The 26,457-nt window shown below is 65.8% G+C and carries 20 protein-coding genes and 2 pseudogenes; 19 read left to right on the top strand and 3 right to left on the bottom strand.

All coding sequences use genetic code 11. The annotated features are described in order from the left end of the window. Nucleotides 1-7 precede the first annotated feature (7 nt). Both P6U25_RS28020 and P6U25_RS28015 read right to left on the bottom strand, forming a co-directional pair. Nucleotides 8-235: a hypothetical protein gene (locus P6U25_RS28020; RefSeq protein WP_407147987.1), complete on the bottom strand. Its 228-nt coding sequence runs from the start codon at nt 233-235 to the stop codon at nt 8-10. Between the two features lie 108 nt (nt 236-343). Further along, nucleotides 344-1,210: an N-acetylmuramoyl-L-alanine amidase gene (locus P6U25_RS28015; RefSeq protein WP_407147986.1), complete on the bottom strand. Its 867-nt coding sequence runs from the start codon at nt 1,208-1,210 to the stop codon at nt 344-346. Nucleotides 1,211-1,675: 465 nt separating this feature from the next. Here P6U25_RS28015 and rsmH point away from each other — a divergent pair, with 465 nt between their 5' ends. The 7 genes from rsmH (at nt 1,676) to murD (ending at nt 10,543) form a co-directional block, all read left to right on the top strand. Further along, a complete protein-coding gene (rsmH, locus tag P6U25_RS28010) occupies nt 1,676-2,671 on the top strand; it encodes a 16S rRNA (cytosine(1402)-N(4))-methyltransferase RsmH (protein WP_407147984.1) in 996 nt (331 codons plus the stop codon). Nucleotides 2,672-2,673: 2 nt separating this feature from the next. Beyond that, complete coding sequence (locus tag P6U25_RS28005; protein ID WP_407147982.1) at nt 2,674-3,138, top strand: hypothetical protein; 465 nt, start codon at nt 2,674-2,676, stop codon at nt 3,136-3,138. After that, nucleotides 3,135-4,907, top strand: a complete 1,773-nt coding sequence (locus P6U25_RS28000) for a peptidoglycan D,D-transpeptidase FtsI family protein (protein ID WP_407147981.1) — start codon at nt 3,135-3,137, stop codon at nt 4,905-4,907. The genes P6U25_RS28005 and P6U25_RS28000 overlap by 4 nt, the downstream gene beginning before the upstream one ends. Before the next feature lie 100 nt (nt 4,908-5,007). Beyond that, nucleotides 5,008-6,465: a UDP-N-acetylmuramoyl-L-alanyl-D-glutamate--2,6-diaminopimelate ligase gene (locus tag P6U25_RS27995; protein ID WP_407147980.1), complete on the top strand. Its 1,458-nt coding sequence runs from the start codon at nt 5,008-5,010 to the stop codon at nt 6,463-6,465. Next, the gene (locus P6U25_RS27990; RefSeq protein ID WP_407147979.1) at nt 6,462-7,895 is read left to right on the top strand and encodes a UDP-N-acetylmuramoylalanyl-D-glutamyl-2,6-diaminopimelate--D-alanyl-D-alanine ligase; all 1,434 of its coding nucleotides are present in this window, start codon (nt 6,462-6,464) and stop codon (nt 7,893-7,895) included. The genes P6U25_RS27995 and P6U25_RS27990 overlap by 4 nt, the downstream gene beginning before the upstream one ends. A gap of 9 nt (nt 7,896-7,904) precedes the next feature. After that, nucleotides 7,905-9,011 carry a phospho-N-acetylmuramoyl-pentapeptide-transferase gene (mraY, locus tag P6U25_RS27985; protein ID WP_407147978.1) on the top strand — a complete coding sequence of 369 codons (1,107 nt, stop codon included), beginning with the start codon at nt 7,905-7,907 and terminating at the stop codon, nt 9,009-9,011. A gap of 131 nt (nt 9,012-9,142) precedes the next feature. Further along, complete coding sequence (gene murD / locus P6U25_RS27980; protein WP_407147977.1) at nt 9,143-10,543, top strand: UDP-N-acetylmuramoyl-L-alanine--D-glutamate ligase; 1,401 nt, start codon at nt 9,143-9,145, stop codon at nt 10,541-10,543. Nucleotides 10,544-10,586: 43 nt separating this feature from the next. Here the strand turns inward: murD and P6U25_RS27975 are convergent. After that, nucleotides 10,587-10,820 (bottom strand): annotated as a pseudogene (locus P6U25_RS27975) (hypothetical protein); the annotation flags it as partial. A 921-nt stretch (nt 10,821-11,741) separates the two neighbouring features. Here P6U25_RS27975 and ftsW point away from each other — a divergent pair. The 12 genes and pseudogenes from ftsW to recN all read left to right on the top strand — a co-directional run bounded on the left by ftsW (nt 11,742) and on the right by recN (nt 26,425). Then, the gene (gene ftsW / locus P6U25_RS27970; protein WP_407147976.1) at nt 11,742-12,893 is read left to right on the top strand and encodes a putative lipid II flippase FtsW; all 1,152 of its coding nucleotides are present in this window, start codon (nt 11,742-11,744) and stop codon (nt 12,891-12,893) included. A gap of 35 nt (nt 12,894-12,928) precedes the next feature. Continuing rightward, nucleotides 12,929-14,029 carry an undecaprenyldiphospho-muramoylpentapeptide beta-N-acetylglucosaminyltransferase gene (murG, locus tag P6U25_RS27965; protein WP_407147975.1) on the top strand — a complete coding sequence of 367 codons (1,101 nt, stop codon included), beginning with the start codon at nt 12,929-12,931 and terminating at the stop codon, nt 14,027-14,029. Between the two features lie 115 nt (nt 14,030-14,144). Beyond that, entirely contained in the window at nt 14,145-15,548 is a 1,404-nt protein-coding gene (gene murC / locus P6U25_RS27960) for a UDP-N-acetylmuramate--L-alanine ligase (protein ID WP_407147974.1), read from the top strand. 271 nt (nt 15,549-15,819) lie between these two features. Then, nucleotides 15,820-16,743: a UDP-N-acetylmuramate dehydrogenase gene (gene murB / locus P6U25_RS27955; protein WP_407147973.1), complete on the top strand. Its 924-nt coding sequence runs from the start codon at nt 15,820-15,822 to the stop codon at nt 16,741-16,743. Next, nucleotides 16,743-17,729 (top strand): D-alanine--D-alanine ligase, encoded by a 987-nt coding sequence (locus tag P6U25_RS27950; RefSeq protein WP_407147972.1) that lies wholly within the window; start codon nt 16,743-16,745, stop codon nt 17,727-17,729. Before murB ends, P6U25_RS27950 begins: the two co-directional genes overlap by 1 nt. Before the next feature lie 65 nt (nt 17,730-17,794). Next, a pseudogene (locus P6U25_RS27945) lies at nt 17,795-18,118 on the top strand (D-alanine--D-alanine ligase); the annotation flags it as partial. Beyond that, a complete protein-coding gene (locus tag P6U25_RS27940; protein ID WP_407147971.1) occupies nt 18,058-19,065 on the top strand; it encodes a cell division protein FtsQ/DivIB in 1,008 nt (335 codons plus the stop codon). The pseudogene P6U25_RS27945 and the gene P6U25_RS27940, both read left to right, overlap by 61 nt. Further along, nucleotides 19,062-20,384: a cell division protein FtsA gene (ftsA, locus tag P6U25_RS27935; protein ID WP_407147970.1), complete on the top strand. Its 1,323-nt coding sequence runs from the start codon at nt 19,062-19,064 to the stop codon at nt 20,382-20,384. The genes P6U25_RS27940 and ftsA overlap by 4 nt, the downstream gene beginning before the upstream one ends. A gap of 89 nt (nt 20,385-20,473) precedes the next feature. Continuing rightward, complete coding sequence (ftsZ, locus tag P6U25_RS27930; RefSeq protein ID WP_407147969.1) at nt 20,474-22,270, top strand: cell division protein FtsZ; 1,797 nt, start codon at nt 20,474-20,476, stop codon at nt 22,268-22,270. Nucleotides 22,271-22,620: 350 nt separating this feature from the next. Continuing rightward, on the top strand, nt 22,621-23,583 hold the full coding sequence (gene lpxC / locus P6U25_RS27925; RefSeq protein WP_407147968.1) for a UDP-3-O-acyl-N-acetylglucosamine deacetylase: 963 nt from the start codon (nt 22,621-22,623) through the stop codon (nt 23,581-23,583). Between the two features lie 252 nt (nt 23,584-23,835). Beyond that, on the top strand, nt 23,836-24,741 hold the full coding sequence (locus tag P6U25_RS27920; protein ID WP_407147967.1) for an outer membrane protein assembly factor BamD: 906 nt from the start codon (nt 23,836-23,838) through the stop codon (nt 24,739-24,741). A 13-nt stretch (nt 24,742-24,754) separates the two neighbouring features. Beyond that, the gene (gene recN, locus P6U25_RS27915) at nt 24,755-26,425 is read left to right on the top strand and encodes a DNA repair protein RecN (protein WP_407147966.1); all 1,671 of its coding nucleotides are present in this window, start codon (nt 24,755-24,757) and stop codon (nt 26,423-26,425) included. Nucleotides 26,426-26,457 lie beyond the last annotated feature (32 nt).

Here is a 26,457-nt window from a genome sequence, read left to right as displayed (position 1 = left end):
GGTGGGCTCAGTAGCCTTGCTGCTTATTCTTTTCACCACTGTTCATTTTTTGGTTCGCCGTTCCACCCGACCTTTGTGTCGATGTTCCACTCGACATGCCGGTCGTGGTGCCCGGTGTCATCTTCTTCATGTGATGGGTTTTCTGGGTCTTGTGCTGTGTTGTCATGGCGCCTGCGGCTGCTGGAGCGCCGACGAGGCCGATGGCGACAGCGCCTGCGATAAGTGCTTTGATCATGAACGAGTCTCCACTCATACCGCCCCAACAAAAAATCGGCGCGGTGCTGAAAAGTTCCCGTTCGCGGACGCTCATCCAGCCTGAAAATGATTGGGCGACGTGGATTGGCTATCTCGCGTCTGTCGCCGCCGTTGCGTCCTCCGGCAGGCTCGCGAGCAGCGCATGCAGCGTCGCCATGGTCGACCGATCGGCAGTGCCGTCGATGCGTTCGGGGCGGAAGTGGCGCTGGAAGGCGGTGACCGCTTCCATGGTCGCGCCGTCATATTTGCCGTGGGTCGGGATGTTGTAGCCATAGCGCGCGAACGCCGCCTGCATCTTGGCGACGTCGTCGCTGATCGCACCCAGCATCAGCGCGTCGCCGCGCACGATCGGCGCCGGCTGAACCCAGTGGCCGACGCCGGAATTGGCCAGCGAGTGCCACGGGAATTTCTCGCCGGGATCCTTCTTGCGTGCCGGCGCGACATCAGAGTGGCCGAGCACGCGATGCGACGGCACCTTGCGGCGCAGCATGATGCCGCGGCACAGCGCGATCACCGCCGCGATCTGGCGCAACGGAAAGTCCGGATAGCCCCAATCATGGCCGCGGTTGACGATCTCGACACCGATCGAACAGGAATTGATGTCGTCCTCGCCGGCCCAGAACGACACGCCGGCGTGCCAGGCGCGCTTGCTCTCCGGCACGCATTGCACGATGCGGCCGTCCTCGAGCACGATGTAGTGCGCCGAGACCTCGGTGCCGGGCGTGCAGAGCTGCGTGATCGCGCCCTCGACGTCGGGCATGCCGGTGTAGTGCAACACGATCATGTCGGGCTGACGGTTGTTGGCGCGCTCGCCAAAGTTCATCGACGGAATCACGTCGGACGCGATCGAGGAATCGGGCGTGAACGTCGTCAGATCGGCAACAGCCTTCGGAACGGGAAGGGCCCGTTGACGCTTCGAATCAGCGTTTGCAGACGTGGACGAACCAGAAGCCATCGAATCACTCAAACCCGGCAGGAGAACGACATTTGACATATGTATAAAGCAACAGGCGTTTACTATTCCTTTACCCTGCGGGCCGGCGCAATCGTCCAGCCGGTTCCATGGAGGGATTTTGCCAGGGATGTTTGTCGAGGGCATCCGTCGAAAGCGGATAAAAGGCTGGCTTGTCCGCTAACGCATCATCAACCGTTTCTTAACGCTAAATGCCGTTACTGAGAGGTGAAGAGCCGAACCGGTCTTTGGGGACGGCCAAGGTCCGCTTTTGCGCGAAATCCCATGGAAGCCCAGCGAGTTCCGGTCGGACATCAGGATTTGCGGCCGACAATGGGAACCGATGCGCGCATCTTGCACCGGCTCTTTGATCGGAATGGCCTGCCAAGGCGCGAGGATTCGAGGCGCAATGAGTCGGCGCGCATCCATATTCCCAATCATCGCCGCAGCCCCGCCTGGGGGCCGCGCATGAGCGCCCATGCCTCCCGTCACATTTCCGTGCTCGGCCGCGAGGCGGTCGATTATCTCGCGCCGCGCGCTGGCGGCATCTATGTCGATGCCACCTTCGGCGCCGGCGGCTACAGCCGCGCGATTCTCGATGTTGCCGACACGCGGGTGATCGGCATCGACCGCGACCGCACCGCGATCCTGGGCGGCTTCGATCTGGTCGATCGCTCCGGCGGCCGGCTGACGCTGGTCGAGGATCGCTTCTCCCATCTTGCCGAGGTCTGCGCCGCGCAGGGACTGGATGCGGTCGACGGCGTCGTGATGGATGTCGGCGTCTCCTCGATGCAACTCGATCAGGCCGAGCGCGGTTTCTCGTTTCGCGGCAGCGGCCCGCTCGACATGCGGATGGGCCACAGCGGCCCGACCGCCGCCGACGTGGTGGCGAAGGCCTCCGAGCGCGAGCTCGCCGACATCATCTACATCTTCGGCGAGGAGCGTCATTCCCGTGGTGTCGCGCGCGCCATCGTCGCCGCGCGCAAGGAGGCGCCGATCGTGACGACCGAGGCGCTCGCCGCCATCGTCGCCAAGGTCGTCCGCGCCAAGCCGAACGAGATCCACCCCGCGACCCGAACATTCCAGGCGCTGCGCATCTTCGTCAATGAAGAGCTCGACGAGCTGCATCAGGCACTCGCGGCGGCCGAGTGCGTGCTGAAGCCCGGCGGCCGACTGGTCGTGGTCTCCTTCCATTCGCTGGAAGACCGCATCGTAAAGAATTTCCTGGCCGATCGCGGCAAGGTCAGCGCCGGATCGCGGCATATGCCCGAAGTCGCGCAATCACCGCCGAGCTTCAAGATCCTGACCAAGCGTCCGGTCGGGCCCGATGACGCCGAGGTTGCGGCCAATCCGCGCGCACGGTCCGCGAAGCTGCGCGCGGCCGAGCGAACCGCGGCGCCGGCGCACCGGGCCGACGACTTGCCGTCCTGGCCGCGGCTCGCCGATGTGATGCGCGGAGGCTGACCATGCGCATCCTCCACTTCCTCGTCATCGGCATGCTGATCTTCGCGGCGTCCTACGTCTACCGCATCAAGATGGAATCGACCGCCCGCGTCGAGCGGGTGCTGCAGCTCAACGCCGAGATCCGCAAGCAGCGCGACGCAATCGCGGTGCTGCGCGCCGAATGGGCCAAGCTCGATGCGCCGCTGCGGCTGCAGGGCCTTGTCGAGCGGCATCTGCCGCTGAAGCCGATCAACGCCAACCAGTACGATTCCCTGAAGAATCTTCCTGAGCGGCCGCCGAACTTCACCCGGCCGGGCGGGCGCGACCCGATCGGCGCCATGATCGACACGATCGAGGCGGCGGCCGAACCCGACAGCACGACGGGATCGATCTCGGGACCCGCCGCTGACCAGCCCGCGGCCGACCAGCCGGTGGACCCGGCGGCGCCGGCGGCCGGGCCCGAGCAGGCTCCAGGAGATCAGCAATGACTGGATCAGCCATCACCGATCCGGCGTCCGCCAACAAACCGGCCGAGAGGCCCGCTGAGCCTTGGCGCCAGCGGCTGATCCGTAACTTGCTGTACGGGCGCAATGTCGACCGCACCGCCAAGGCACGCGCCCGCGTCGGCTTCGCGATCCTTGCCTTCGCCGCGGTCTATTGCGTGCTCGCCGGCCGCCTGGTGCTGTTCGCGATCGAGGCCGACAGCCATGGCGCGCGGCGCGGCGCCTCGCAGGATGCGATCGCGACCGCGCGGCCCGACATCATCGACCGCAACGGTGCGATCCTCGCAACCGACGTCAAGACTCCGAGCCTGTTCGGGGAGCCGCGCCGCATCATCGACAAGGACGAGGCGATCGAGCTTCTGACCGCGACCTTGCCCGACCTCGACACCGCCGAGGTGCGCGAGCGCCTGTCGTCACGCAAGGGCTTCGTGTGGCTGAAGCGCGAGATCACGCCGAAGCAACAGCAGGACATTCATCGTGTCGGCATCCCCGGCATCGGCTTCCTGCGCGAGAACAAGCGGGTCTATCCGACCGGCAACGAGGTCGCCCACCTGATCGGCCTCGTCAACATTGACAACCAGGGCATCGCCGGCATGGAGAAGTGGCTGGACAACAACGGTCTGGCCGATCTGCATCGCGCAGGCTTCGCCACCGACCGGTTGCAGAAGCCCGTGGAGCTGTCGATCGACCTGCGTGTCGAGCACGCGCTGCGCGACGAGCTGATCAAGGCCAAGGAGAAGTTCAAGGCCAAGGCCGCCTCGGGCCTGGTGTCGAACGTGCGCACCGGCGAGATCGTGGCGATGGTGTCGCTGCCCGACTTCGATCCGAACAACCCGAAGGAGGCGCACGATCCCGATCGCATCAACCGCCTCACCACCGGTGTCTACGAGATGGGCTCGACCTTCAAGGCGTTCACGCTGGCGATGGCGCTGGATTCCGGAAAGTTCGATCTCAACTCGATGTGGGACGCGCGCGCCCCGCTGCACTACGGCAAGTTCACCATTCATGACGATCATAACCTCGGGCGCATGATCAACATGAAGGAGGTGTTCTACTATTCGTCCAATATCGGCGCGGGCCGCATTGCGATGGCGATGGGCGTCGATGCGCACAAGGCGTTCCTGCGCAAGATGGGGCAGCTCGAGCGCCTGCGCACCGAATTGCCGGAAAGCGCGTCCCCGATCGTGCCGAAGCACTGGGGCGATCTCAACACCATCACCATCTCGTTCGGTCACGGCATCGCGGTGGCGCCGCTGCAGGCGGTGATGGGCATCGACGCGCTGGTCAACGGCGGCTATCTGATCCCGCCGACCTTCCTGAAGAGGAGCGAGCAGGAGGCGATGGCGCTCGCCAAGCGTGTCATCAAGCCCGAGACCTCGGACAAGATGCGCTATCTGATGCGGCTGAACGCCGAGGTCGGCACCGCGAAGAAGGCCGACGTCAAGGGCTACTATATCGGCGGCAAGACCGGCACGGCCGAAAAGGTCATCAACGGCCGCTATGCCAAGAAGCGCGTGCTGAACGCCTTCACCGCGATCATGCCCGCCGACAATCCGAAATATCAGCTCCTGATCATGCTCGACGAGCCGCAACCGCTGAAGGAAACCTACGGGTTCATCACCTCGGGCTGGAACGCGGTGCCCACCGGCGGCAACGTGATCGCCCGAATTGCGCCGATTTTGGGCATAGAACCGCGGTTCGACCTGCCGCCGTCCGACCGCCTTATTCTTGCGGCATCCAGAACAACCCAGTAAGGCGTACCAGACAGCATGATCCGGAAGGAATGCATCGCGGTTTCTCCAGTCGGATCATGCTCAAACAGCGGCGCCCGTTGCGCCAGCCAACTGGAACACCATGAGACTTCGCGACCTCTTCAGCGCTGACGCCACCATCGACCCGCGTGCCGATGCTGTCGTGGTTGGCGGACTTGCGGTCGACAGCCGGGCCGTGAAGCCGGGCGATCTGTTCTTCGCGCTGGCCGGCGTCAAGACCGACGGTGCACGATTCATTGACGCGGCGATCGCAGCCGGCGCGGTCGCGGTCGCGGGCGACCATCCGCCGCAAGCCGCGCTGCCCGTGCCGTTCGTGGTCACACCAAATGCTCGCCGCGCGCTGGCGCTGGCCGCGGCCAAATTCTATCCGCGACAGCCCGCGACGATCGCGGCGGTGACCGGCACCAGCGGCAAAACCTCGGTTGCGGCCTTCACGCGCCAGATCTGGCAGCGGCTCGGCCATGTCTCGGCGAGCATCGGCACCATCGGGCTGGTGTCGGACAAGCGCACTGTGTACGGCTCGCTGACCACGCCCGATCCGATCGCGCTGCACCGCCAGCTCGACGAGATCGCGTCCGATGGCGTGACTCATCTGGCATTCGAGGCCTCCTCGCACGGCCTCGATCAATATCGCCTCGACGGTGTGGGCATCGCCGCCGGCGGCTTCACCAATCTTTCGCGCGACCACATGGACTATCATCCCGACGTCGCGCATTACCTCAACGCCAAGCTGCGCCTGTTCCGCAACCTTGTCAGCGACGGCGGTGCGGCGGTGATCTCGGCGGATCACGATTGCTCGGCGCAGGTGATCGATGCGGCGCGCGCCCGCAGGCTTCGCATCATCGCGATCGGGCGCAAGGCCGATGCGGGCGAGGGCATTCGTGTGGTCGATTCAGCGATCGATGGCTTTGCGCAGAAGCTCGTCATCGAGCATCGCGGCCGGGGGCATACGATCCGCCTGCCGTTGGTCGGCGAGTTCCAGATCGAGAACGCGCTGGTTGCGGCGGGCCTTGTGATCGGCACCGGAGGTGCCGCGGACGATGTGTTCGGCCACCTCGAATATCTCGAGGGCGCGAAAGGCAGGCTGGAACTCGTCGGCGAGCGCAATGGCGCGCCGATCTTCGTCGACTACGCCCATAAGCCCGATGCGCTCGCCAAGGCGCTACAGGCGCTTAGGCCCTATGCGAAGCGCAAGCTCGTCGTGATCTTCGGCGCCGGTGGCGATCGCGACGCCGGCAAGCGGCCGATCATGGGCGAGATCGCGGCCCGGAACGCCGATCATGTCATCGTCACTGACGATAACCCCCGCGGCGAGCGGCCGGAAGCGATCCGCGCTGCGATCCTCGCGACCGCGAAGGGCGCGCGCGAGATCGGCGACCGCGCCGAGGCGATCCGCGCCGGGATCGCGAATCTGGAACCGGGGGATGCGCTGTTGATCGCAGGCAAGGGCCACGAGATCGGGCAGATCATCGGCGACAGAACGTTACCGTTCAGCGATCATGAGGCGGTTGCCGCCGCACTCGCAACGAGGAACGCATGAGCACATTGTTGTGGACGTCGGATGCGATGGTCGGGGCGATGCGCGCCGCGACGCAAGGCGCGTTGCCGGAAGGCGTCACCGGGCTGTCGATCGACAGCCGCACGATAACCCCGGGCGAAGCCTATTTCGCGATCAAGGGCGACGTGCATGACGGCCACAGCTTCGTCGAGGCAGCGCTGAAGGCCGGCGCAGGCCTTGCCGTGGTCGAGGCCGCGCAGCGCGACAAGTTTCCCGTCGGCGCGCCGCTGCTGGTGGTCGACGACGTCCTCGCCGGTCTCGTCGAGCTCGCGCATGCCTCGCGCGCCCGGCTCAACGCAGAGATCATCGCGGTCACGGGCTCGGTTGGAAAGACCTCGACCAAGGAGGCGCTGCGTCGGGTGCTGTCGGCGCAGGGCGAGACCCATGCTTCCACCGCCTCGTTCAACAATCACTGGGGCGTGCCGCTGTCGCTGGCGCGCTGCCCGGCGGGCGTGCGCTTCGCGGTGTTCGAGATCGGCATGAACCATGCTGGCGAGATCACGCCGCTGGTCAAGATGGTGCGTCCGCACGTCGCCGTCATCACCACGGTGGAACCGGTGCATCTGGAATTCTTCGCCGGGATCGAGGCGATCGCCGATGCCAAGGCCGAGATCTTCCTCGGCGTCGAACCCGGCGGCGCGGTCGTGCTCAACCGCGACAATTCGCAATTCGCGCGGCTGCAGCGGCTGGCCAAGAAGGCCGGCCTTTCGCGCATCGTGTCGTTCGGGACCGACAAGCGATCCGACGCCCGGCTGATCGATGTCTCGCTGCATGCGACCTGCTCGGCGGTGCATGCCGACATTCTCGATCATGACATCACCTACAAGATCGGCATGCCCGGCCGGCACATGGTCATGAATTCGCTTGCGGTGCTCGCCGGCGCGTCGCTGCTCGGCGCGGACATCGCCCGCGCGGCGCTGTCGCTGGCGCAGCTCGAGGCGCCTTCGGGACGCGGCGTCCGCCGTGCGCTGGAGGTCGGCCATGGCCAGGCGACGCTGATCGACGAGAGCTACAACGCCAACCCGGCCTCGATGGCGGCCGCGCTCAACGTGCTCGGCCAAGCCCAGATCGGGCCGCACGGGCGGCGCATCGCGGTTCTCGGCGACATGCTCGAACTCGGGCCGACGGCGGCCGAGCTGCACCGCGGCCTGATCGAGGCGGTCACGGCCAACCGGATCGACCTCGTATATTGTTGTGGTCCGTTGATGCGGAATTTGTGGGATGCCCTTTCCACCGGCAAGCGGGGAGGTTATGCCGAGAGCTCGGCGGCGCTCGAAACGCAGGCGGTTGCCGCGGTCCGCGCCGGTGACGCGATCATGGTGAAGGGATCGCTGGGGTCGAAGATGAAAGTCATCGTCAGCGCGCTGGAGAAGCGCTTTCCCGACAAAGCCGCGCACGAAGAGGCTTTATAGGACGTCTGAATGTTCTACTGGTTGATCGATCTGTCCAATACCGTTCCGGGCTTCGCGCCGTTTCGCAGCGCCCTGAACGTGTTCCGCTACATCACGTTCCGCACCGGAGGCGCGATCGTGACCGGAGCATTGTTCGTGTTCCTGTTCGGGCCCTGGATTATCGACCATCTGAGGCTGCGGCAGGGCAAGGGGCAGCCGATCCGCACCGACGGCCCGCAGTCGCATCTGATCTCCAAGAAGGGCACGCCCACCATGGGCGGGCTGATGATCCTGTCCGGGCTCGTGGTGTCGACGGTGCTGTGGGCCAATCCGCTCAACCCCTATGTCTGGATCGTGCTGGCGGTGACGCTCGGCTTCGGCTTCGTCGGCTTCTATGATGACTATCTGAAGGTCACAAAGCAGTCACACAGCGGCTTTGCCGGCAGGCTGCGGCTGCTGATCGAGGCGGTGATCGGGCTTGCCGCCTGCTATGCGCTGGTTCGGCTCGGGCGCGACGTGTCCTCGACCTCGCTGGTGATTCCCTTCTTCAAGGATCTCGTGATCAATTTCGGCTGGTTCTTTGTGATCTTCGGCGCCTTCGTGATGGTCGGCGCCGGCAACGCGGTGAACCTCACCGACGGCCTCGATGGCCTCGCCATCGTGCCGGTCATGATCGCGGCGGCGAGCTTCGGCATGATCTCCTATCTGACCGGCAACGCCGTGTTCTCGGATTATCTGCAGATCAATTATGTCGCCGGCACCGGCGAGCTCGCAGTGCTGTGCGGTGCAGTGCTGGGGGCCGGCCTCGGCTTCCTCTGGTTCAACGCGCCGCCGGCCTCGATCTTCATGGGCGATACCGGCTCGCTGGCGCTCGGCGGCATGCTCGGGGCCACCGCGGTCGCGGTGAAGCACGAGATCGTGCTCGCAGTGATTGGCGGTCTGTTCGTGCTGGAGGCGGTCTCCGTGATCGTGCAGGTCGCGTCCTTCAAGCTGACCGGCAAGCGCGTGTTCCGGATGGCGCCGCTGCACCATCATTTCGAGCAGAAAGGCTGGACCGAGCCGCAGATCGTGATCCGCTTCTGGATCATCTCGGTAATGCTGGCGCTCGCCGGCCTCTCCACGCTCAAGCTGCGGTGATGATCGCGTGTCCCCACAACCGGCGTTTCGGAGGCCGCGCAGCGGCAATCCGGAACCTCGAGATTCCACAATGCGCAAGTGCGCATTGTGGTTCGATGCTGGCGCATCGCCCCGGAACGACAAGGTGAATCATGATCCCCGTCACCTCCTTCGCCGGCAAGACGGTCGCGGTGTTCGGCCTAGGCGGCTCCGGGCTTGCGAGTTGCCACGCGCTGAAGGCCGGCGGCGCCGAGGTGATCGCGGCCGACGACAATGCCGATAATGTCGCGAAGGCGGCGCAGGCCGGGTTCGTCACCGCCGATTTGCGCGCGACATCCTGGGCGAATTTCGCCGCGCTGATCCTCACGCCCGGCGCGCCGCTCACCCATCCGGCGCCGCACTGGAGCGTGCTGAAGGCGCGCGAGGTCGGCGTCGAGGTGATCGGCGACATCGAATTGTTCTGCCGCGAGCGGCGGCGTCATGCACCGAATGCGCCGTTCGTCGCCATCACCGGCACCAACGGCAAGTCGACCACCACAGCGCTGATCGCGCATTTGACCAAAGTTGCCGGCTACGACACTCAGATGGGCGGCAACATCGGCACCGCGATCCTGTCGCTGGAGCCGCCGCGGATGGGCCGCGTCCATGTGATCGAGATGTCGTCGTACCAGATCGATCTTACGCCCTCGCTCGATCCCTCGGTCGGAATCTTGCTCAATGTCAGTGAGGATCACATCGACCGCCACGGCACGCTGGCGCACTACGCAGCGGTGAAGGAACGGCTGGTGGCCGGCGTGCAGCCCGGCGGCACGTCGATCGTCGGCGTCGATGACGGCTGGTGCCGCGACATCGCCGACCGGCTCGATCGCGCAGGCAGGCGCGTGGTGCGCATCTCCGTGCGCAATCCGCTGCCCGACGGCATCTATGTCGAGCACGAGACCATCGTGCGTGCGTCGAGTGCGGCGCGCAGCGAGGTGGCGCGGCTCGGCGGCATCGGCTCGCTGCGCGGCCTGCACAATGCGCAGAATGCGGCGTGCGCCGCGGCCTGCGCGCTCGCGATGGGCATCTCCGCCGACGTGCTGCAGAACGGGCTGCGCAGCTTTCCCGGCCTGGCGCACCGCATGGAGCAGGTCGGCCGCCGCGGCCACGTGCTGTTCGTCAACGATTCCAAGGGCACCAACGCGGACGCGGCCGCGCATGCGCTGTCGTCCTTTGCCGACATCTTCTGGATCGCCGGCGGCAAGCCGAAGGCTGGCGGCATCACCAGCCTGTCGGGCTATTTCCCACGCATCCGCAAGGCCTATCTGATCGGCGAGGCCGCGTCGGAGTTTTCCGGCACGCTGGGCGAGCGCGTGCCGCACGAGATGTCCGGCACGCTCGATGTCGCGGTCGCCAGCGCCGCGCGCGATGCGGAGGCCTCGAGGCTCACGGAGGCCGTGGTGCTGTTGTCGCCGGCCTGTGCCTCGTTCGACCAGTACCGCAATTTCGAGATCCGCGGCGCCGCGTTCCGCGACCTCGTCCAGGCACTGCCGGGCGTGAAGCCAGTGGTGTGACCGGTCACCGTGGGGCGGATTATCGCCCGACGAGCGCGCACGGTCATGCTGCTACGGTTCGCTCGTGCGTGCACCACCATCGGGCGATCGCTCGAGCGACATCGTCCCAGAGCGCGGTGGGCAGATCGGGGACGGCGACACGGACGCTATATCGATCCGTCGCGGAGTTGTGGAACCACTCCGTCGCGGCGAAATCAAAGCCGAAGCTTCCCGCATGGCGGATCGGCAAGCCCGTGCGACCCAGATCGTCACTCATCTCCGCGGCCGCGCGCTGCGACAATTCGACACGACGGGCAACTCAGCAAGACCCGTCAAGCCCCCGCAGCAAAAATATTTCGGTTTATCGGAATGACAACTCAGTGTATGAATCACCCGTCTCACCCGCCTGAGGGGCGCTTCGCGATCGTCACGAGTGCTGGGTCGAGATGCGGTGGACGCCGCTTGCGCAACTGACGAGTGCGCATGAGGCGGACGGCGAAGTCGTGCAGGCCTGACGCCCTAGTGGCAGGTGTCCTGTTGCAAGATGCAATTGCGTCTTGCAACGGCGGTGACAACCAAGCCCAGTCTCGCCGGGGCGAGCACGTATAAGCCGTAACCCATCGCGCAGGGAAAGCCGGGCTTGCTCCGGTTACACCTGTGGTCCTACCCCCGGTGCTACTTTTATTGCACCGGGCCCATGGGTGCGATCGGCACCCGGCTTTCCCTGCGCCCTCTCTTCAAGGAGAGAGCGGAACGAAGAAGCAAACCTCGGACAGATCATGTCGCGAGAACGCAAAGCCATATCTCAATGACTGTCATCGCCCGCGAAGGCGGGCGATCCAGTATTCCAGAGGCAGCAGTGATTAATCCGAGAGGCCGCAGCGTACTGGATCCCCCGCATGCGCGGGGGATGACGGCGGAGAGACGGGTTGCGTCGCGGAGCCTGTCATTGGGCGCGCGTTCGCTCGACCCGTTGGCTCCTCGCTATGACGGCCGGAGACATCGCGCGAGAGCCATCCCCAGCGTTGTCCCGGCCTGGTGCGCAATCGCGCACCAGGCCGGGACAACAAATGGGGAGAGCCGCGCACAACAGGGACGTTCGTCAACTCGGCGCAATCCGGTCCGCGTCACCATCCCTCAAAAGTGATCCATCCCGTTAACCCCTTGGAAACCAAGCTGCGCCACGAATGGACGTTACCTCCGCCATCTGGGGACACCGATGCTCGCCCGTGACCAACGCACCCCGTTCTCGGACTGGTGGTGGACCGTCGACAAGCTGCTGCTTGCGGCGGTCGCCGCGTTGATGCTGGCCGGCGTGATCCTGTCGCTCGCGGCGAGCCCGCCTGTGGCGACGCGGATCGGGCTCGATCCCTTCCATTTCTTCAATCGCCACGTGATGTTCCTGGTGCCGTCGCTGATCGTGCTGATCGGGGTGTCATTCATGACGCCGCGGCAGATCCGGCGCACCGCGCTGATCGTGTTCGCGGTCTCGATCGCGTTGATCGTGGTGACGCTTCTGGTCGGGCCCGAGGTCAAGGGCTCGCGGCGCTGGATCACGCTGCTCGGCGTCAACATCCAGGCCTCCGAATGCGCCAAGCCCGCCTTCGTGATCGTTGCCGCCTGGCTGTTTGCGGAATCGACCAAGCGGCCGGAGATGCCGGCGACCTCGATGGCGCTGGTGCTGCTGTTGATGCTGGTCGCGCTATTGGTGATGGAGCCCGACTTCGGCCAGACCATGCTGATCCTGATGGTGTGGGGCGCGCTGTTCTTCATCGCGGGCATGCGGATGATCTGGGTCTTCGGGCTGGCCGGCGCGGCCGGCGCGGGCCTGTTCGGCGCCTATCTCCTGGTGCCGCACGTCGCGGGCCGCATCAAGCGCTTCATGAACCCTGCTTCCGGCGACACCTTCCAGGTCGATACCGCGATGGAAGCGTTCTGGAATGGCGGCTGGTTCGGTCTCGGGCCGGGCGAGGGCATCGCCAAGCGCAGCCTGCCGGACAGCCACACCGACTTCGTGTTCGCGGTCGCCGCCGAGGAGTTCGGCATCATCCTTTGCCTGATGCTGGTTGCGCTGTTCGGCTTCGTGGTGATCCGCACGCTGACGCGCGCCTATGCGACCGAGGACATGTTCTCGCGCTTTGCGGCGTCGGGCCTCGCCATCATGTTCGGCGTGCAGGCGGCGATCAACATGGCGGTCAATCTGCAATTGATCCCGGCCAAGGGCATGACACTGCCGTTCATTTCCTATGGCGGTTCCTCGTTCGTGTCGCTGGCCTACGGCGTCGGCATGATGCTGGCGCTGACGCGGCAACGGCCGCGCACCGAGATCGAATCGATGGAAGGCGCCAGCGCGATGCGCGCCTACGCTTAGGTGACTGCGAGGATAGCCTCGGCTATCTGGAAGCCATGGACAATGCGCCCTTGATTCTGCTGGCGGCCGGCGGCACCGGCGGCCATCTGTTCCCGGCCGAAGCGCTCGCCGTGGAACTGATGCGGCGCGGCCTGCGCGTTCGCCTGGCGACCGACGGCCGCGCGCTGCGCTATGGCGGCCTGTTCGCCCGCGACAGCATCGACTTGGTGCCGAGCGCCACGGTGCGCGGCCGCAATCCGATCTCGCTGGCGCGGACCGCGCTCACGCTCGCCTATGGCACGCTGGTCGCGACCAATGTGGTGCGACGGCTGAAACCCGCCGCGGTCGTCGGCTTCGGCGGCTATCCCACCTTGCCGCCGCTGATGGCCGCGCGCCTGCTCGGCGTGCCCGGCATCATCCATGACGCCAATGCGGTGCTCGGCCGCGCCAACCGCTTCCTGTCCAGTCGCGTCAACGCGATCGCGACCTCGCTGCCCGGCGTGCTCGATCGCGATCCCGCGCTCGCCAGCAAGGCGACCACCGTCGGCACGCCGATGCGTCCCGCGATCCTTGCTGCCGCGGCGGTGAAGTATGCCTCGCCCGAGCCGAACGCGCCGCTGCGCCTGCTCGTCGTCGGCGGCAGCCAGGGCGCGCGGGTGATGAGCGATATCGTGCCGTCAGCCATCGAGACGCTCGACTCCGCGCTATGGAGCCGGCTCGTCGTGACCCAGCAGGTGCGCGAAGAGGACATGACGCGGGTGCGCGCGGTCTACGACCGGCTCAAGATCAATGCCGAACTGGCGCCGTTCTTCTCCGATCTGCCGGCGCGGCTGGCTTCGAGCCAATTGGTGATCTCGCGCGCCGGCGCCGGCACCGTCGCCGAGCTCGCTGCGATCGGCCGACCGTCGATCCTGGTGCCGCTGCCGGGCGCGATCGATCAGGACCAGTTCGCCAATGCCGGCGTGCTGGCGCAGGCCGGCGGCGCGATCCGGATCGCACAGCCCGAGTTCACGCCCGAGCGGCTCGCGGCCGACATCACGGCCTTCGCCGCTGAGCCCGCGAAATTGACCGCGATGGCGCAAGCCGCGCGCGGCGCCGGCCGGCTCGACGCGGCGGAACGGCTCGCCGATCTGGTGATGAAAGTGGCCGGGATTTAGGCGTTCCGCGATGATTTTTCGGCGCCTCAACGCTTGTCCCGGCCATCCGCGTCTTTCATAAGGGAATCAGAGCCTGGGCAAGCCCGGGCCTGATGGAGCAACCGCGAGACCTGCCATGAGACTGCCGCGTGAGATCGGACCCATTCACTTCGTCGGGATCGGCGGCATCGGCATGAGCGGCATCGCCGAGGTGTTGCTCAATCTCGGCTACACCGTGCAGGGCTCGGACGCCGCGGACAATTACAACCTCGATCGCCTGCGCAAGAAAGGCGCGAAGGTCTCGGTCGGCCACAAGGCCGACAATGTCGACGGCGCCGACGTCGTTGTTGTCTCGACCGCGATCAAGCGCGACAATCCGGAGCTGATAGCGGCGCGCGCGCAGCGCATTCCCGTGGTGCGCCGCGCCGAGATGCTGGCGGAGCTGATGCGGCTGAAGAGCTGCGTCGCCATCGCCGGCACCCATGGCAAGACGACGACCACCACGATGGTGGCGACGTTGCTCGACGCCGGCGGGCTCGATCCGACCGTGATCAATGGCGGCATCATCAACGCCTATGGCTCCAACGCGCGACTCGGGGCAGGGGATTGGATGGTGGTCGAGGCCGACGAGAGCGACGGCACCTTCCTCAAGCTGCCGTCCGACGTGGTGATCGTCACCAATATCGACCCCGAGCATCTCGATCACTTCAAGACCTTCGAGGCGATCCAGGACGCGTTCCGCAATTTCGTCGAGAACGTGCCGTTCTACGGCTTCGCCGTGATGTGTATCGATCATCCCGTGGTGCAGAGCCTGGTCGGCAAGATCGAGGATCGTCGCATCATCACCTATGGCCACAACCCGCAGGCCGATGCCCGGCTGATGGACCTGACGCCGATCGCGGGCGGATCGAAATTCAAGGTCGTGATCCAGGATCGCAAAACCGGCACAATCCACGAGATTACCGACATCGTGTTGCCGATGCCGGGTCGCCACAATGCCTCGAATGCCACGGCGGCGATCGCGGTTGCGCATCAGCTCGGCGTGTCCGACGACGTCATCCGCAAGGCCATGGCCGGCTTCGGCGGCGTCAAGCGCCGCTTCACCAAGACCGGCGAGTGGAATGGCATCACCGTCATCGACGATTACGGTCATCATCCCGTCGAGATCGCGGCCGTGCTCAAGGCTGCGCGCGAGTCCTATCAGGGCAAGATCATCGCGGTGGTGCAGCCGCATCGCTTCACCCGCCTGCAGTCGCTATTCGAGGAGTTCTGCACCTGCTTCAACGATGCCGATACGGTCGTGGTCGCCGACGTCTATCCGGCCGGCGAGGCGCCGATCCCGGGCATCGACCGCGACCATTTCGCCGCCGGCCTGCGTGCCCACGGCCATCGCAACGTGATGGCGCTGCCTGACGCCGGCGAACTTGCGAAGATCGTCCACGGTCTTGCCAAGCCGGGCGACCTCGTCGTCTGCCTCGGCGCCGGCAACATCACGCAATGGGCCTACGCGCTGCCCGACCAACTGAAAGCGCTGGGGTGAGTATGTTCGTCGCCCACGATCAGCATCGCCCGTGTGGCTCACCCCTCTCCCTAACCCTCCCCCGCAAGGGGGGAGGGAACCCGGCCGCCGGTGCCTTCCTGACTCTCTCAAAAATTCAGACCCCAGTCGTGATGCCACGTGAGGTGAGCAATTTCGTCAGGCTCCCTCCCCCCTTGCGGGGGAGGGTCGGGGAGAGGGGTAAGCCCCGGGCGCTGACGGACAACGCAGCGCGATGCCATCTCAATCCACTTCGCGAGTTGCTTGGCGCAGCATGATCCACCCCGACATCACGCCCGATCTGAAAGCCGCGATGCCGCTTCTGCGCGGGCGGCTGCTCGCCAACCAGTCGCTCGCCGAGTTGACCTGGTTTCGCGTCGGTGGGCCGGCGCAGATGCTGTTCACGCCGGCGGACGAGGATGACCTCGCTTACTTCCTGAAGAACCTGCCGGAGGAGTTGCCGGTCTATGTCATCGGCGTCGGCTCCAATTTGATCGTGCGCGACGGCGGCATGCCGGGCGTAGTGATCCGCCTTGCGCCGCGCGCTTTTGCCGAGACCAGCGCATCGGGCGACATCGTCACCGCTGGCGCTGCGGCGCTCGACAAGCGCGTCGCGGAGACCGCGGCTGCTGCAGGTATCGGCGGCATGGAATTCTTCTTTGGCATTCCCGGCACCATCGGCGGCGCGCTGCGGATGAATGCCGGTGCCAATGGCGGCGAGACCAAGGACGTGCTGGTGGAGGCGACCGGCATCGGCCGTGATGGCACGAAGCATACGTTCAGCAACGCCGACATGAAGTTCGTCTATCGCAACAGCGGCGTCGATCCGTCCGTGATCTTCACCGCGGCGCGGTTCCGCGGGACGATCGCGGATCTAGATGCGATCCGCGCACGCATGAATGAGGTGCAGACCCATCGCGAGACCGCGCAGCCGATCCGGGAAAAGACCGGCGGCTCGACCTTCAAGAATCCACCCGGCAACAGTGCCTGGAAGCTGATCGATGCCGCCGGCTGCCGCGGCCTCAGGGTTGGCGGCGCGCAGGTGTCGGAGATGCACTGCAATTTCCTGATCAACACCGGCAACGCCACCGGGCACGACATCGAGACCCTGGGCGAGACGGTGCGTGAGCGCGTGAAGGCGAGCAGCGGGATCGAGCTGCATTGGGAAATCAAGCGGATCGGAATCGGGAAGAGCTGATGCAAGCGACCATTCTCTTCGGCGGCACCAACAAGGAACGCCTGGTCTCGGTGGCGAGCGCGCAGGCTTTGCATCGCGCGCTGCCCGACGCCGATCTGTGGTTCTGGGATGTCGATGACACCGTGCATATCGTCACCTCCGAGAAGCTGCTCAATCACACGCGGCCGTTCGAGGTCGACTTCAAGCCGGAGGATCGCGGCATCAGCCTCGCAGAGGCGCTCGACAAGGCTGCGGCGGAAGCGCGCGTGCTGGTGCTCGGCCTGCATGGCGGCCGCGCCGAGAATGGCGAGTTGCAGGCGATGTGCGAGATGCGCGGCATCGCCTTCACCGGCTCCGGTTCGGCCTCGTCGCATCTTGCCTTCGACAAGCCGTCGGCCAAGCGCTTCGCGGCGATCGCCGGATTGAACGCGCCGCAGGGTGTTGCGCTGGAACAGATCGATCAGGCTTTCGCCGACTACGGCAGGCTGATCGCAAAGCCCGCGAAGGACGGATCGAGCTACGGGCTGATCTTCGTCAACGCGAAGCAGGACCTTGTCGCGGTGCGCAGTGCCGCGAAGGCTGAGGACTATCTGATCGAGCCGTTCGTGTCGGGCGTCGAGGCGACGTGCGGCGTGCTCGAGCAGTTCGATGGTGCGGTGTTCGCGCTGCCGCCGATCGAGATTGTGCCGGCGGAGGGTGGATTCGACTACACAGCGAAATATCTGCTGAAGTCGACGCAGGAGATTTGCCCCGGGCGCTTCGCTCCCGAGGTCAGCGCCGCGATCATGGATCACGCGCTGAAGGCGCATCGCGCGCTGTCCTGCTCCGGCTATTCGCGCAGCGATTTCATCGTGTCGGCCAATGGGCCCGTCTATCTCGAGACCAACACGCTGCCCGGCCTCACCGCGGCCTCGCTGTACCCGAAGGCACTGAAGGCGCACGGCATCGGCTTTGCCGACTTCCTGCACGACCAGATCGAGCTCGCCCGGCGCCACGCGCGGAAGTAGGCGGGCGAGGGGGAACCCGGGCCGGAGAGCCGGCATGGAACCCGGCCTGTTGCTAAAATGCTAACGAATTCGCGGCAAAGTACTCACAGCGTTGGTCAAAACACGCATCAGGCTGTCGGTATTTACCGTTTGTTTACCAGGAAGCCCGAAGGTTAACGCTGGCGGCGCATGTAGCGCTTGGCTGCCGGGGCGTGAGCTGTCGCGGAATACCGCTTCCAGGAACGCAACCAGGGAACAGGGGGTCACTCTATCCCGCCGGTACCGCCGAGACGTCACCTGTGCCGGGACCCGCACGGTTTGCGGGCACAACATGTGACGAGCTCGTGCAATGGATGGTGCAGGACGCCTCGCTCGATCGGTGCGATCGCTGGGGCCTCAAGCTGACCTGAGGGCAGCCGCTATTGGAGCGGCGGTGCTGCTGCGCGAGCATGCCGGGGCCTATCTCGCCCGCCGCAAGCGCAAGCGTCCGGCGCGGCAGCCGGTGATCGATCGCGAGCCGCCGAACCGTTTCATCCAGACCATCGAGCGCTACCTGCCGCGCCGTGTCGGCCTGGTCGCCACGCTCGCGATCCTGTTCGGCAGCGCCGGATTCGGCATCGTCAAAGGCGGCCATGTCGACGAGTTCGTCGCAATCATGGACGACACCCGCAACGCGCTCGCCAATGCCGCCGGCTTCCGCATCACCACGGTCGGCATCAACGGCCGCAAGCAGCTTACCCAGGACGAGGTCCTTGCGATCGGCGGCATCAACGGCCACTCCTCGCTGCTGTTCCTCGACGCCGAAACCGTCCGCGACAGGTTGAAGGCCAATCCCTGGATCGCCGACGCCACGATCCTGAAGCTCTATCCGGGCCGGCTGCAGATCGACATCGTCGAGCGCTCGGCCTTCGCCTTGTGGCAGGAGAACGGCAGGCTCGCCGTCATTGCCTCTGATGGCGCGGTGCTCGAGCCCTATGTGACGCGCCGCTTCCTCAAGCTGCCGCTGGTGGTGGGCAAGGGCGCCGACAGCCACGCCCACGACTTCCTCGCGCTGCTCGACCGTTATCCGCAGGTCCGCTCGGTGACCAAGGCTGCGATCTATGTCGGCGAGCGGCGGTGGAATCTGCGGCTCAAGGATGGCCTCGATATCCGCCTGCCCGAGAACGACGTCGGCAATGCGCTCGCCGCGCTCTCCAAGCTCGACAAGGACGAGAAGCTGTTCTCGCGCGACATCGTCGCCGTCGACATGCGCCTGCCGGATCGCCTGGTCGTGCAATTGTCCGACGATGCCGCCAAGGCGCGTGAAGAGCTGTTCAAGGACAAGAAGTCCAAGAAGAAGGCCGGTGACTCCGCATGACCGGCCTCGATCGCAACCTGACCCCGAAGACCCGTCCGATGCAGAAGCGCACCGCGCTGGTGGCTTCGCTCGACGTCGGCTCCAGCAAGATCGCCTGCATGATCGCGCGGCTGAAGCCTTCGCCGCCGAGCGAGGCGCTGCGTGGCCGCAGCCACGCGGTGGAATTGATCGGCTACAGCCAGATCCAGTCGCGCGGCGTCAAGGCCGGCGCGGTGGTCGATCTGGCCGAATGCGAGAAGGCGGTGCGCCATGCCGTGGCGCTCGCCGAACGCATGGCCAAGGTCCGGGTCGAGTCGGTTCTGCTGTCGGTGTCCGGCGGCCGACTGCATGGCCAACTGGTTGAGGCGGCTGCCGATATCCGCGGCGGCTCGGTCACCTCGGACGATATCAGCCGCGTCACCTCGGCCGGCATGCGTCACGCCACCGCCGCGGGCCGCACCGTGCTGCATGCGCTGCCGGTCGGCTACGCGCTCGACGGCGTCAAAGGCATCCGCGATCCGCGCGGCATGGTGGCGCGACAGTTCGGCGTCGACATGAATGTCGTCACCTCGGACGCAACGGTCGCTAAGAACTTGATGCTCGTGGTCGAACGGTGTCATCTCAATGTCGAAGCCATGGCGGCGAGCCCCTATGTCGCGGGCCTGTCGGTTTTGACCGACGACGAGTTCGACCTCGGCGCCGCCGTCGTCGAGATGGGCGCGGGATCGACGACGATCGCGACCTATTCCGGCGGACGCTTCGTGCACGCATCTGGATTTGCGCTCGGTGGGCAACACATCACGATGGATCTTGCACGCGGCATCGGAGCGTGCATTGCGGATGCCGAGCGAATCAAGACTTTATACGGCACGGTGCTGACGGGCGGCTCGGATTCGCGCGAGCTGATGTCCGTGCCGACCGCAGGCGATGATCGGGAGACTCCGCAAATTGTCTCCCGCGCCACGATCGCGAACATAGTCCGGCATCGCGCCGAGGAGATTTTTGAGATGGTCCGTGACCGGCTCGCGGATTCTCCCTTTGCAGCCGAGCCGCGGGCGGGCATCGTCCTGAGCGGCGGCGCATCTCAACTGACAGGCACCGTCGAACTCGCCACCCGCATTCTCAACCGCCAGGTCCGCATCGGTCGCCCGCTCGGCTTCGGCCGGCTGCCCAGCGAGGCGAAGGGTGCCTCGTTCTCGGTGCCCTCGGGCCTGCTGGTCTATCCGCAATACGCTCATCTTGAACATGTCGAACCGCGGCGCACGCGGCAGCTCAAGACAGGGACTGACGGCTACGGCTACTTCGGAAAGGTCGGACGATGGCTTCGCGAGGGCTTCTGATGACCGCATCTCGGCTTAAGGCATTTTCACCAACTCCCGCGGCCGCCGGCCGGGGCGAACCCACGCGCGCGTAATTGAGAGAGGCAACCATGGCACTCAATCTGACCCCCCCTGACATCAGCGAGCTGAAACCGCGGATCACTGTCTTCGGCGTCGGTGGCGCGGGCGGTAACGCCGTCAACAACATGATCACCGCCGGGTTGCAGGGCGTCGACTTCGTCGTCGCCAACACCGACGCGCAAGCGCTGACTATGTCGAAGGCGCAGCGCATCATCCAGATGGGCACCCAGGTCACCCAGGGCCTCGGCGCCGGCTCGCAGCCCGATGTCGGCGCTGCCGCCGCGCAGGAGGTCATCGACGAGCTGCGCGATCATCTCACCGGCGCCAACATGGTGTTCGTCACCGCCGGCATGGGCGGCGGCACCGGCACCGGCGCCGCACCGGTGATCGCCAAGGCCGCGCGCGAGATGGGCATCCTCACCGTCGGCGTGGTGACCAAGCCGTTCCACTTCGAGGGCCAGCGTCGCATGCGCACCGCCGAGCACGGCATTGCCGAGCTGCACAAGGTGGTCGACACCCTCCTGATCATCCCGAACCAGAACCTGTTCCGGGTCGCCAACGAGAAGACCACCTTCGCCGACGCCTTCGCGATGGCCGACCAGGTGCTCTATTCGGGCGTTGCCTGCATCACCGACCTCATGGTCAAGGAAGGTTTAATCAACCTCGACTTCGCCGACGTCCGCGCCGTCATGCGCGAGATGGGCAAGGCAATGATGGGCACCGGCGAGGCCACCGGCGAGAAGCGCGCGCTGACCGCCGCCGAAGCCGCCATCGCCAACCCGCTGATTGATGACAGCTCGATGAAGGGCGCCCGCGGCCTCCTGATCTCGATCACCGGCGGCAAGGATCTGACCCTGTTCGAAGTCGACGAGGCTGCCACCCGCATCCGCGAGGAGGTCGATCCCGACGCCAACATCATCGTCGGCGCCACCTTCGACGAGTCGCTCGACGGCATCATCCGCGTTTCCGTGGTCGCGACCGGCATCGAGCAGGCCGCGATCGCCCGCGCCCAGGCGCCGGCCGCGCAGCAGTCCAACGGTTCGCCGGAAAGCCGGCTGGCCGATCTGACCGCGCGCCTGCGCGCCGACAATCAGCGCCTCGCCGAGCGTGCGCAGAAGCTGGATCCGCCGTCCGGCGTGACGGTTGCTCCGATCGCCGCGCCGCAGCCTGCGCCCCAGCAGCGCCCGGGCGGCAATGTCGAGCGCGCCGCGCTGGCGGCAATCGCCGCCGCGGTTGCTCCGGACAATTCGCCGGCCGCTCAGGCGCCGATGCAGCCGGCGTCCTATGGTGACGTCACCGTGCGCCCGATCGCGCAGAAGCCGTCGCTGTTCCCGGATCACGACGTCACCAAGGCCGAGCAGCACGAGCCGATGCCGCCCGAGACCTTCATCCCGCAGGCGGCCGAGCGCTCCCCGGTCCGCGCCCCGCGGATGCCGAAGTTCGAGGACCTTCCGATGCCGGCGCAGGCGGAAATCCGCCAGGCCCGCGGCGACGGCGAGGAGGAACATCCGCAGAAGACCCGACTGTCGCTGCTGCAGCGCCTCGCCAATGTCGGCCTCGGCCGTCGCGACGAAGAGACCGAGCCGCCGATCGCGGCGCGTTCCTCCGGTCCGGCGATGCCATCGATGCCGCCGCTGCCCGAGCGCCGGCCGGCCCGCAGTGTCGCGCAGCAGATCGCCTCAAACGAATCGCCGGTATCGGAATATGCGAAGCGGCCCGCGCCGCAGGGGTTGGACGCTCATGGGCGGCCGGCACCTGTTGCCCCGGCGCCACAGGGCGACGACCATCTTGATATCCCGGCCTTCCTGCGCCGGCAGGCAAACTGAAGTTTGTTACAACATCGGCGACCAGAAAGGCCCCGGCGGGAACCGCCGGGGCCTTCGTCTTAAGACCGACACCCGCTCACGGCTAGATCACCAAACAACTGAAATTAAATGATTAATTATCCTTTCGGTGATCAGATGCGCCGTCCCGAAGGGCTCTGTGCGCTGCCGCAATTTGGTTAACCTTGGGCGTGAATGCGGCGGAGATGGGGTAACAATCGGTAAAGAAGCGTGAGTTGGCGCGGTTTGGGGCTGTGACTATGGTCTGCCGTGACTTGGGGAGCTCAAGCGAGTCGGCCTTGGGGAAAGTTGGCCACTTGAATTGAGTGAAGTCGGGTAGTGGGCATTATCGAATGAAATTCAGCCGCCAAACGACGCTTCGGTCGCAAGCCACCGTGACTGGCGTCGGCGTTCATTCCGGACAACCTGTCAATCTCACTTTGGGGCCTGCGCCGGTTGATGCGGGTTTCATTTTCATCCGCACCGGACTTGAAGGTTCCGACCGCGAAATTCAGGCCGACGCCGACGCCGTGATCGCGACCGAGTTTGCGACGGTGCTGGGCGACCGCGAAGGGCCGCTGGTTTCCACCGCCGAACATGTGCTTGCCGCGCTGCGCGGCATGGGCGTCGACAACGCCACCGTCGAGGTCGACGGTCCCGAAGTACCGATCATGGATGGCAGTGCTGCGGCTTTCGTTGCGGCGATCGAGCAGGCCGGCGTCGTCACACAGCCCGCCGTCCGCCGCTTCATCCAGGTTTTGAAGCCGGTGCAGATCAAGATCGGCGAATCAGTTGGCGAGCTGCGTCCGTTCGCTGGCGGGTTCCGGGCCGAGGTCGAGATCGATTTCACCAACCCGGTGATCGGCCGCCAGAGCTTCTCGTTCGATCTCTCGCCGGAAAGCTTCCGCCGCGACATCTCGCGCGCCCGCACCTTCGGCTGCGTCGGCGACACGGCCCGGCTCTGGAGCGCAGGTTTCGCGCTCGGCGCGTCCTTCGAGAATACGGTGGTGTTCGACGAAACCCGTCTGCTGAACCCCGAGGGACTGCGTTACGGTGACGAGTGCGTCCGTCACAAGGTTCTTGACGTGATCGGCGATCTCGCGCTGGCCGGCTTGCCGCTGCTCGGCATCTATCGTTCGAAGCGTGGTGGTCACAAGCTCAACCACGCGGTGCTCAAGGCGCTTCTCGCCGACCGCAGCGCCTGGCGGGTGGTCGAGGCGGAGACTGCTCGGCGGCCCTCCCGCAGCCACGTCGAGGCCGGTGCAGGCACGGTGGGCAGCTTGATCGCCCCGGCTTACGGTCCGGACGTGTCCTGATTGCCGCGGCCGCATCGTTCATTCGCAATTTCCGTAGTCTCCACAGCGGGTCGTAGGCGAGCCTGGTCGCCTTAATCCGGGCGGAATGGCTGCGTATTCGGTTGGTCGAGGGCCAGTTTTTGGCTAAACACGCCAGCGGCAGCACGACACGGCGCCAATGGTACGGGGTGTGTATTGCGTCCATGATCGCGGTCCATGGATCAAGTTGGCTTCGCCGTTAACCGCAATCAAAGGCGTCAGGTTTTATATTTCATGTCGGCAATGCGTATGAGGCTCGAACCCAACTCCTCTGACGTCTCCGGCCTGAAGCGGGCCGCCCGCGCGCTGCGGTTCGCGGCGGGCCTGGTCGTGCTGTCATTGCCGCTCAGCGGCTGCGGCACCGGCGCGCTGTGGGACAAGTTCATGGCCAAGGACGACACTTTCGTCGATGAGCCCGCGGACAAGCTCTACAACGAGGGCTTGTACATGATGAACGAGAAGAAGGATCTGAAGGCCGCCTCGAAGAAGTTCGAGGAAGTCGACCGGCAGCATCCCTACTCGGAGTGGGCGCGCAAGTCGCTCTTGATGTCGGCCTATTCCTACTACCAGGCCGGCGACTACGATAGCTGTATCGGGTCTGCGACCCGCTATGTTACGCTGCATCCCGGCAGCCCGGACGCGGCATACGCGCAGTACCTGATCGCAGCGTCGCATTATGATCAGATTCCGGACATCTCCCGCGACCAGGGCCGCACCGAGAAGGCGATCGCGGCGCTCGAAGAGGTGGTGCGCAAGTACCCGACCTCGGAATACGCGACCTCGGCGAAGACCAAGCTTCAGGCTGCGCGCGACCAGCTCGCCGGCAAGGAAATGGCGGTCGGCCGCTACTACATGGAGAAGCGCGACTTCACCGCCGCGATCAACCGCTTCAAGACGGTGGTGACACAGTACCAGACCACCCGCCATGTCGAAGAGGCGCTGTACCGACTCACCGAGGCCTATATGGCGATCGGCATCGCCGGCGAGGCACAGACCGCCGCCGCCGTGCTCGGCCACAATTTTCCGGACAGCCGCTGGTACAAGGACGCCTACAATCTAGTAAAGTCCGGCGGTCTCGAGCCGAGCGAGAATCAGGGGTCCTGGATCAGCCGGACCTTCAAGAAGATAGGTCTCGGCTAGGAATTGTCCTCGCATGCTGGCGCGTCTGTCGATCCGTGACATCGTCCTGATCGAACGGCTCGATATCGAATTCTCCCGTGGCCTCGCGGTGCTGACCGGCGAAACCGGCGCGGGTAAATCCATCCTGCTCGATGCGTTTGCGCTGGCGCTTGGCGGCCGTGGCGATGCCACGCTCGTGCGTCACGGCGCGGAGCAAGGGCAGGTCACCGCCATGTTTGATGTCCCGAAGGGGCATCCGGCGGCCAGGATCCTGGCCGAGAACGGCCTCGACGACACCGGCGAGATGATCCTGCGGCGTGTGCAGCTCGCTGACGGCCGCACCCGCGCCTTCATCAATGACCAGGCGATCAGCGTGCAGACCCTGAAGGCGGTCGGTGCTGTCCTGGTCGAGATCCATGGCCAGCACGACGAGCGCGCTCTGGTCGACGCCTCGACCCATCGGCAGTTGCTCGACGCCTTCGCCGGGCTCGAGAAGGAGGTCACCGCGCTGGAAGCGCTGTGGGATGCCCGGCGCACCGCCACTGCAGCGCTTGAGGATCATCGCGCCGGCATGGAGCGCGCCGCGCGCGAGGCCGACTATCTGCGTCATGCTTCACAGGAGCTGAAGACGTTGGCGCCGAAGGAGGGCGAGGAGACCGAGCTCGCCAGCCGCCGCACCACCATGATGCAAGGCGAGAAGATCGCGACCGATTTGCGTGAGGCGCAGGAGGCGATCGGCGGCTCGCATTCGCCGGTGCCGGCCCTGTCGGCGGCAGTCCGGCGGCTGGAGCGGCGCGCCGCCAATGCGCCCGACCTGATCGAGCCCGCGGTAAAGGCGATCGACGTTGCGATCAACGCGCTGGAAGAGGCTGACCAGCATCTGAGCGCCGCGCTGGCCGCAACGGATTTCGACCCGGCTGAGCTCGAGCGCATCGAGGAGCGGTTGTTCGCGCTGCGCGCGGCGTCGCGCAAATACTCGACGCCGGTCGATTTGCTGGCCGCGCTGGCCACTCAATACGCCAACGACGTTGCGCTGATCGATGCCGGTGCCGACCAGCTCAAGAAGCTGGAGGCGGCCGCCGGCGAAGCCGACAAGCGCTACGCTGTGGCTGCAGCAAAACTGTCGGCCTCGCGCACCAAGGCGGCCGAGAAGCTCAACAAGGCCGTCAATGCCGAGCTCGCGCCGCTCAAGCTGGAGCGCGCGAAATTCATGACCCAGGTCGAGACCAACGCCGCCGCGCCGGGCCCGCAGGGCATCGACCGTGTCGAGTTCTGGGTCCAGACCAATCCGGGCACCAAACCGGGCCCGATGATGAAGGTCGCCTCCGGCGGCGAGCTGTCGCGCTTCCTGCTCGCGCTCAAGGTCGTGCTCGCGGACCGCGGTTCGGCGCCGACACTGGTGTTCGACGAAATCGATACCGGTGTGGGCGGCGCGGTGGCAGACGCGATCGGCTCGCGGCTGTCCCGTCTCGCCGGCAAGGTGCAGGTGATGGCGGTGACGCACGCGCCGCAGGTCGCGGCCCGCGCCAGCCAGCACCTCCTGATCTCCAAGGACGCGCTCGACAGGGGCAAGCGCGTCGCCACCCGCGTCAACGCGCTCGCCGCCGACCATCGCCGCGAGGAGATCGCGCGCATGCTGGCCGGCGCCGAGATCACGGCGGAGGCGAGGGCGGCTGCGGAACGGCTGCTCAGGGCGGCGAGTTAATGTCACACTGTCCCATTCCGGGGTCGTCCTGA

It is taken from the genome of Bradyrhizobium sp. ORS 86, from assembly GCF_045571475.1.
Taxonomy (GTDB): domain Bacteria; phylum Pseudomonadota; class Alphaproteobacteria; order Rhizobiales; family Xanthobacteraceae; genus Bradyrhizobium.
The sequence above is the reverse complement of the archived record's forward strand: the minus strand, read 5'-3'. Positions and strand labels throughout refer to the sequence as shown.

Coding starts and splice junctions, on each gene's coding strand:
- P6U25_RS28020 (WP_407147987.1), bottom strand. CDS start 235: ATGATCAAAGCACTTATCGCAGGCGCTGTCGCCATCGGCCTCGTCGGC.
- P6U25_RS28015 (WP_407147986.1), bottom strand. CDS start 1,210: ATGGCTTCTGGTTCGTCCACGTCTGCAAACGCTGATTCGAAGCGTCAA.
- rsmH (WP_407147984.1), top strand. CDS start 1,676: ATGAGCGCCCATGCCTCCCGTCACATTTCCGTGCTCGGCCGCGAGGCG.
- P6U25_RS28005 (WP_407147982.1), top strand. CDS start 2,674: ATGCGCATCCTCCACTTCCTCGTCATCGGCATGCTGATCTTCGCGGCG.
- P6U25_RS28000 (WP_407147981.1), top strand. CDS start 3,135: ATGACTGGATCAGCCATCACCGATCCGGCGTCCGCCAACAAACCGGCC.
- P6U25_RS27995 (WP_407147980.1), top strand. CDS start 5,008: ATGAGACTTCGCGACCTCTTCAGCGCTGACGCCACCATCGACCCGCGT.
- P6U25_RS27990 (WP_407147979.1), top strand. CDS start 6,462: ATGAGCACATTGTTGTGGACGTCGGATGCGATGGTCGGGGCGATGCGC.
- mraY (WP_407147978.1), top strand. CDS start 7,905: ATGTTCTACTGGTTGATCGATCTGTCCAATACCGTTCCGGGCTTCGCG.
- murD (WP_407147977.1), top strand. CDS start 9,143: ATGATCCCCGTCACCTCCTTCGCCGGCAAGACGGTCGCGGTGTTCGGC.
- ftsW (WP_407147976.1), top strand. CDS start 11,742: ATGCTCGCCCGTGACCAACGCACCCCGTTCTCGGACTGGTGGTGGACC.
- murG (WP_407147975.1), top strand. CDS start 12,929: ATGGACAATGCGCCCTTGATTCTGCTGGCGGCCGGCGGCACCGGCGGC.
- murC (WP_407147974.1), top strand. CDS start 14,145: ATGAGACTGCCGCGTGAGATCGGACCCATTCACTTCGTCGGGATCGGC.
- murB (WP_407147973.1), top strand. CDS start 15,820: ATGATCCACCCCGACATCACGCCCGATCTGAAAGCCGCGATGCCGCTT.
- P6U25_RS27950 (WP_407147972.1), top strand. CDS start 16,743: ATGCAAGCGACCATTCTCTTCGGCGGCACCAACAAGGAACGCCTGGTC.
- P6U25_RS27940 (WP_407147971.1), top strand. CDS start 18,058: ATGGATGGTGCAGGACGCCTCGCTCGATCGGTGCGATCGCTGGGGCCT.
- ftsA (WP_407147970.1), top strand. CDS start 19,062: ATGACCGGCCTCGATCGCAACCTGACCCCGAAGACCCGTCCGATGCAG.
- ftsZ (WP_407147969.1), top strand. CDS start 20,474: ATGGCACTCAATCTGACCCCCCCTGACATCAGCGAGCTGAAACCGCGG.
- lpxC (WP_407147968.1), top strand. CDS start 22,621: ATGAAATTCAGCCGCCAAACGACGCTTCGGTCGCAAGCCACCGTGACT.
- P6U25_RS27920 (WP_407147967.1), top strand. CDS start 23,836: ATGTCGGCAATGCGTATGAGGCTCGAACCCAACTCCTCTGACGTCTCC.
- recN (WP_407147966.1), top strand. CDS start 24,755: ATGCTGGCGCGTCTGTCGATCCGTGACATCGTCCTGATCGAACGGCTC.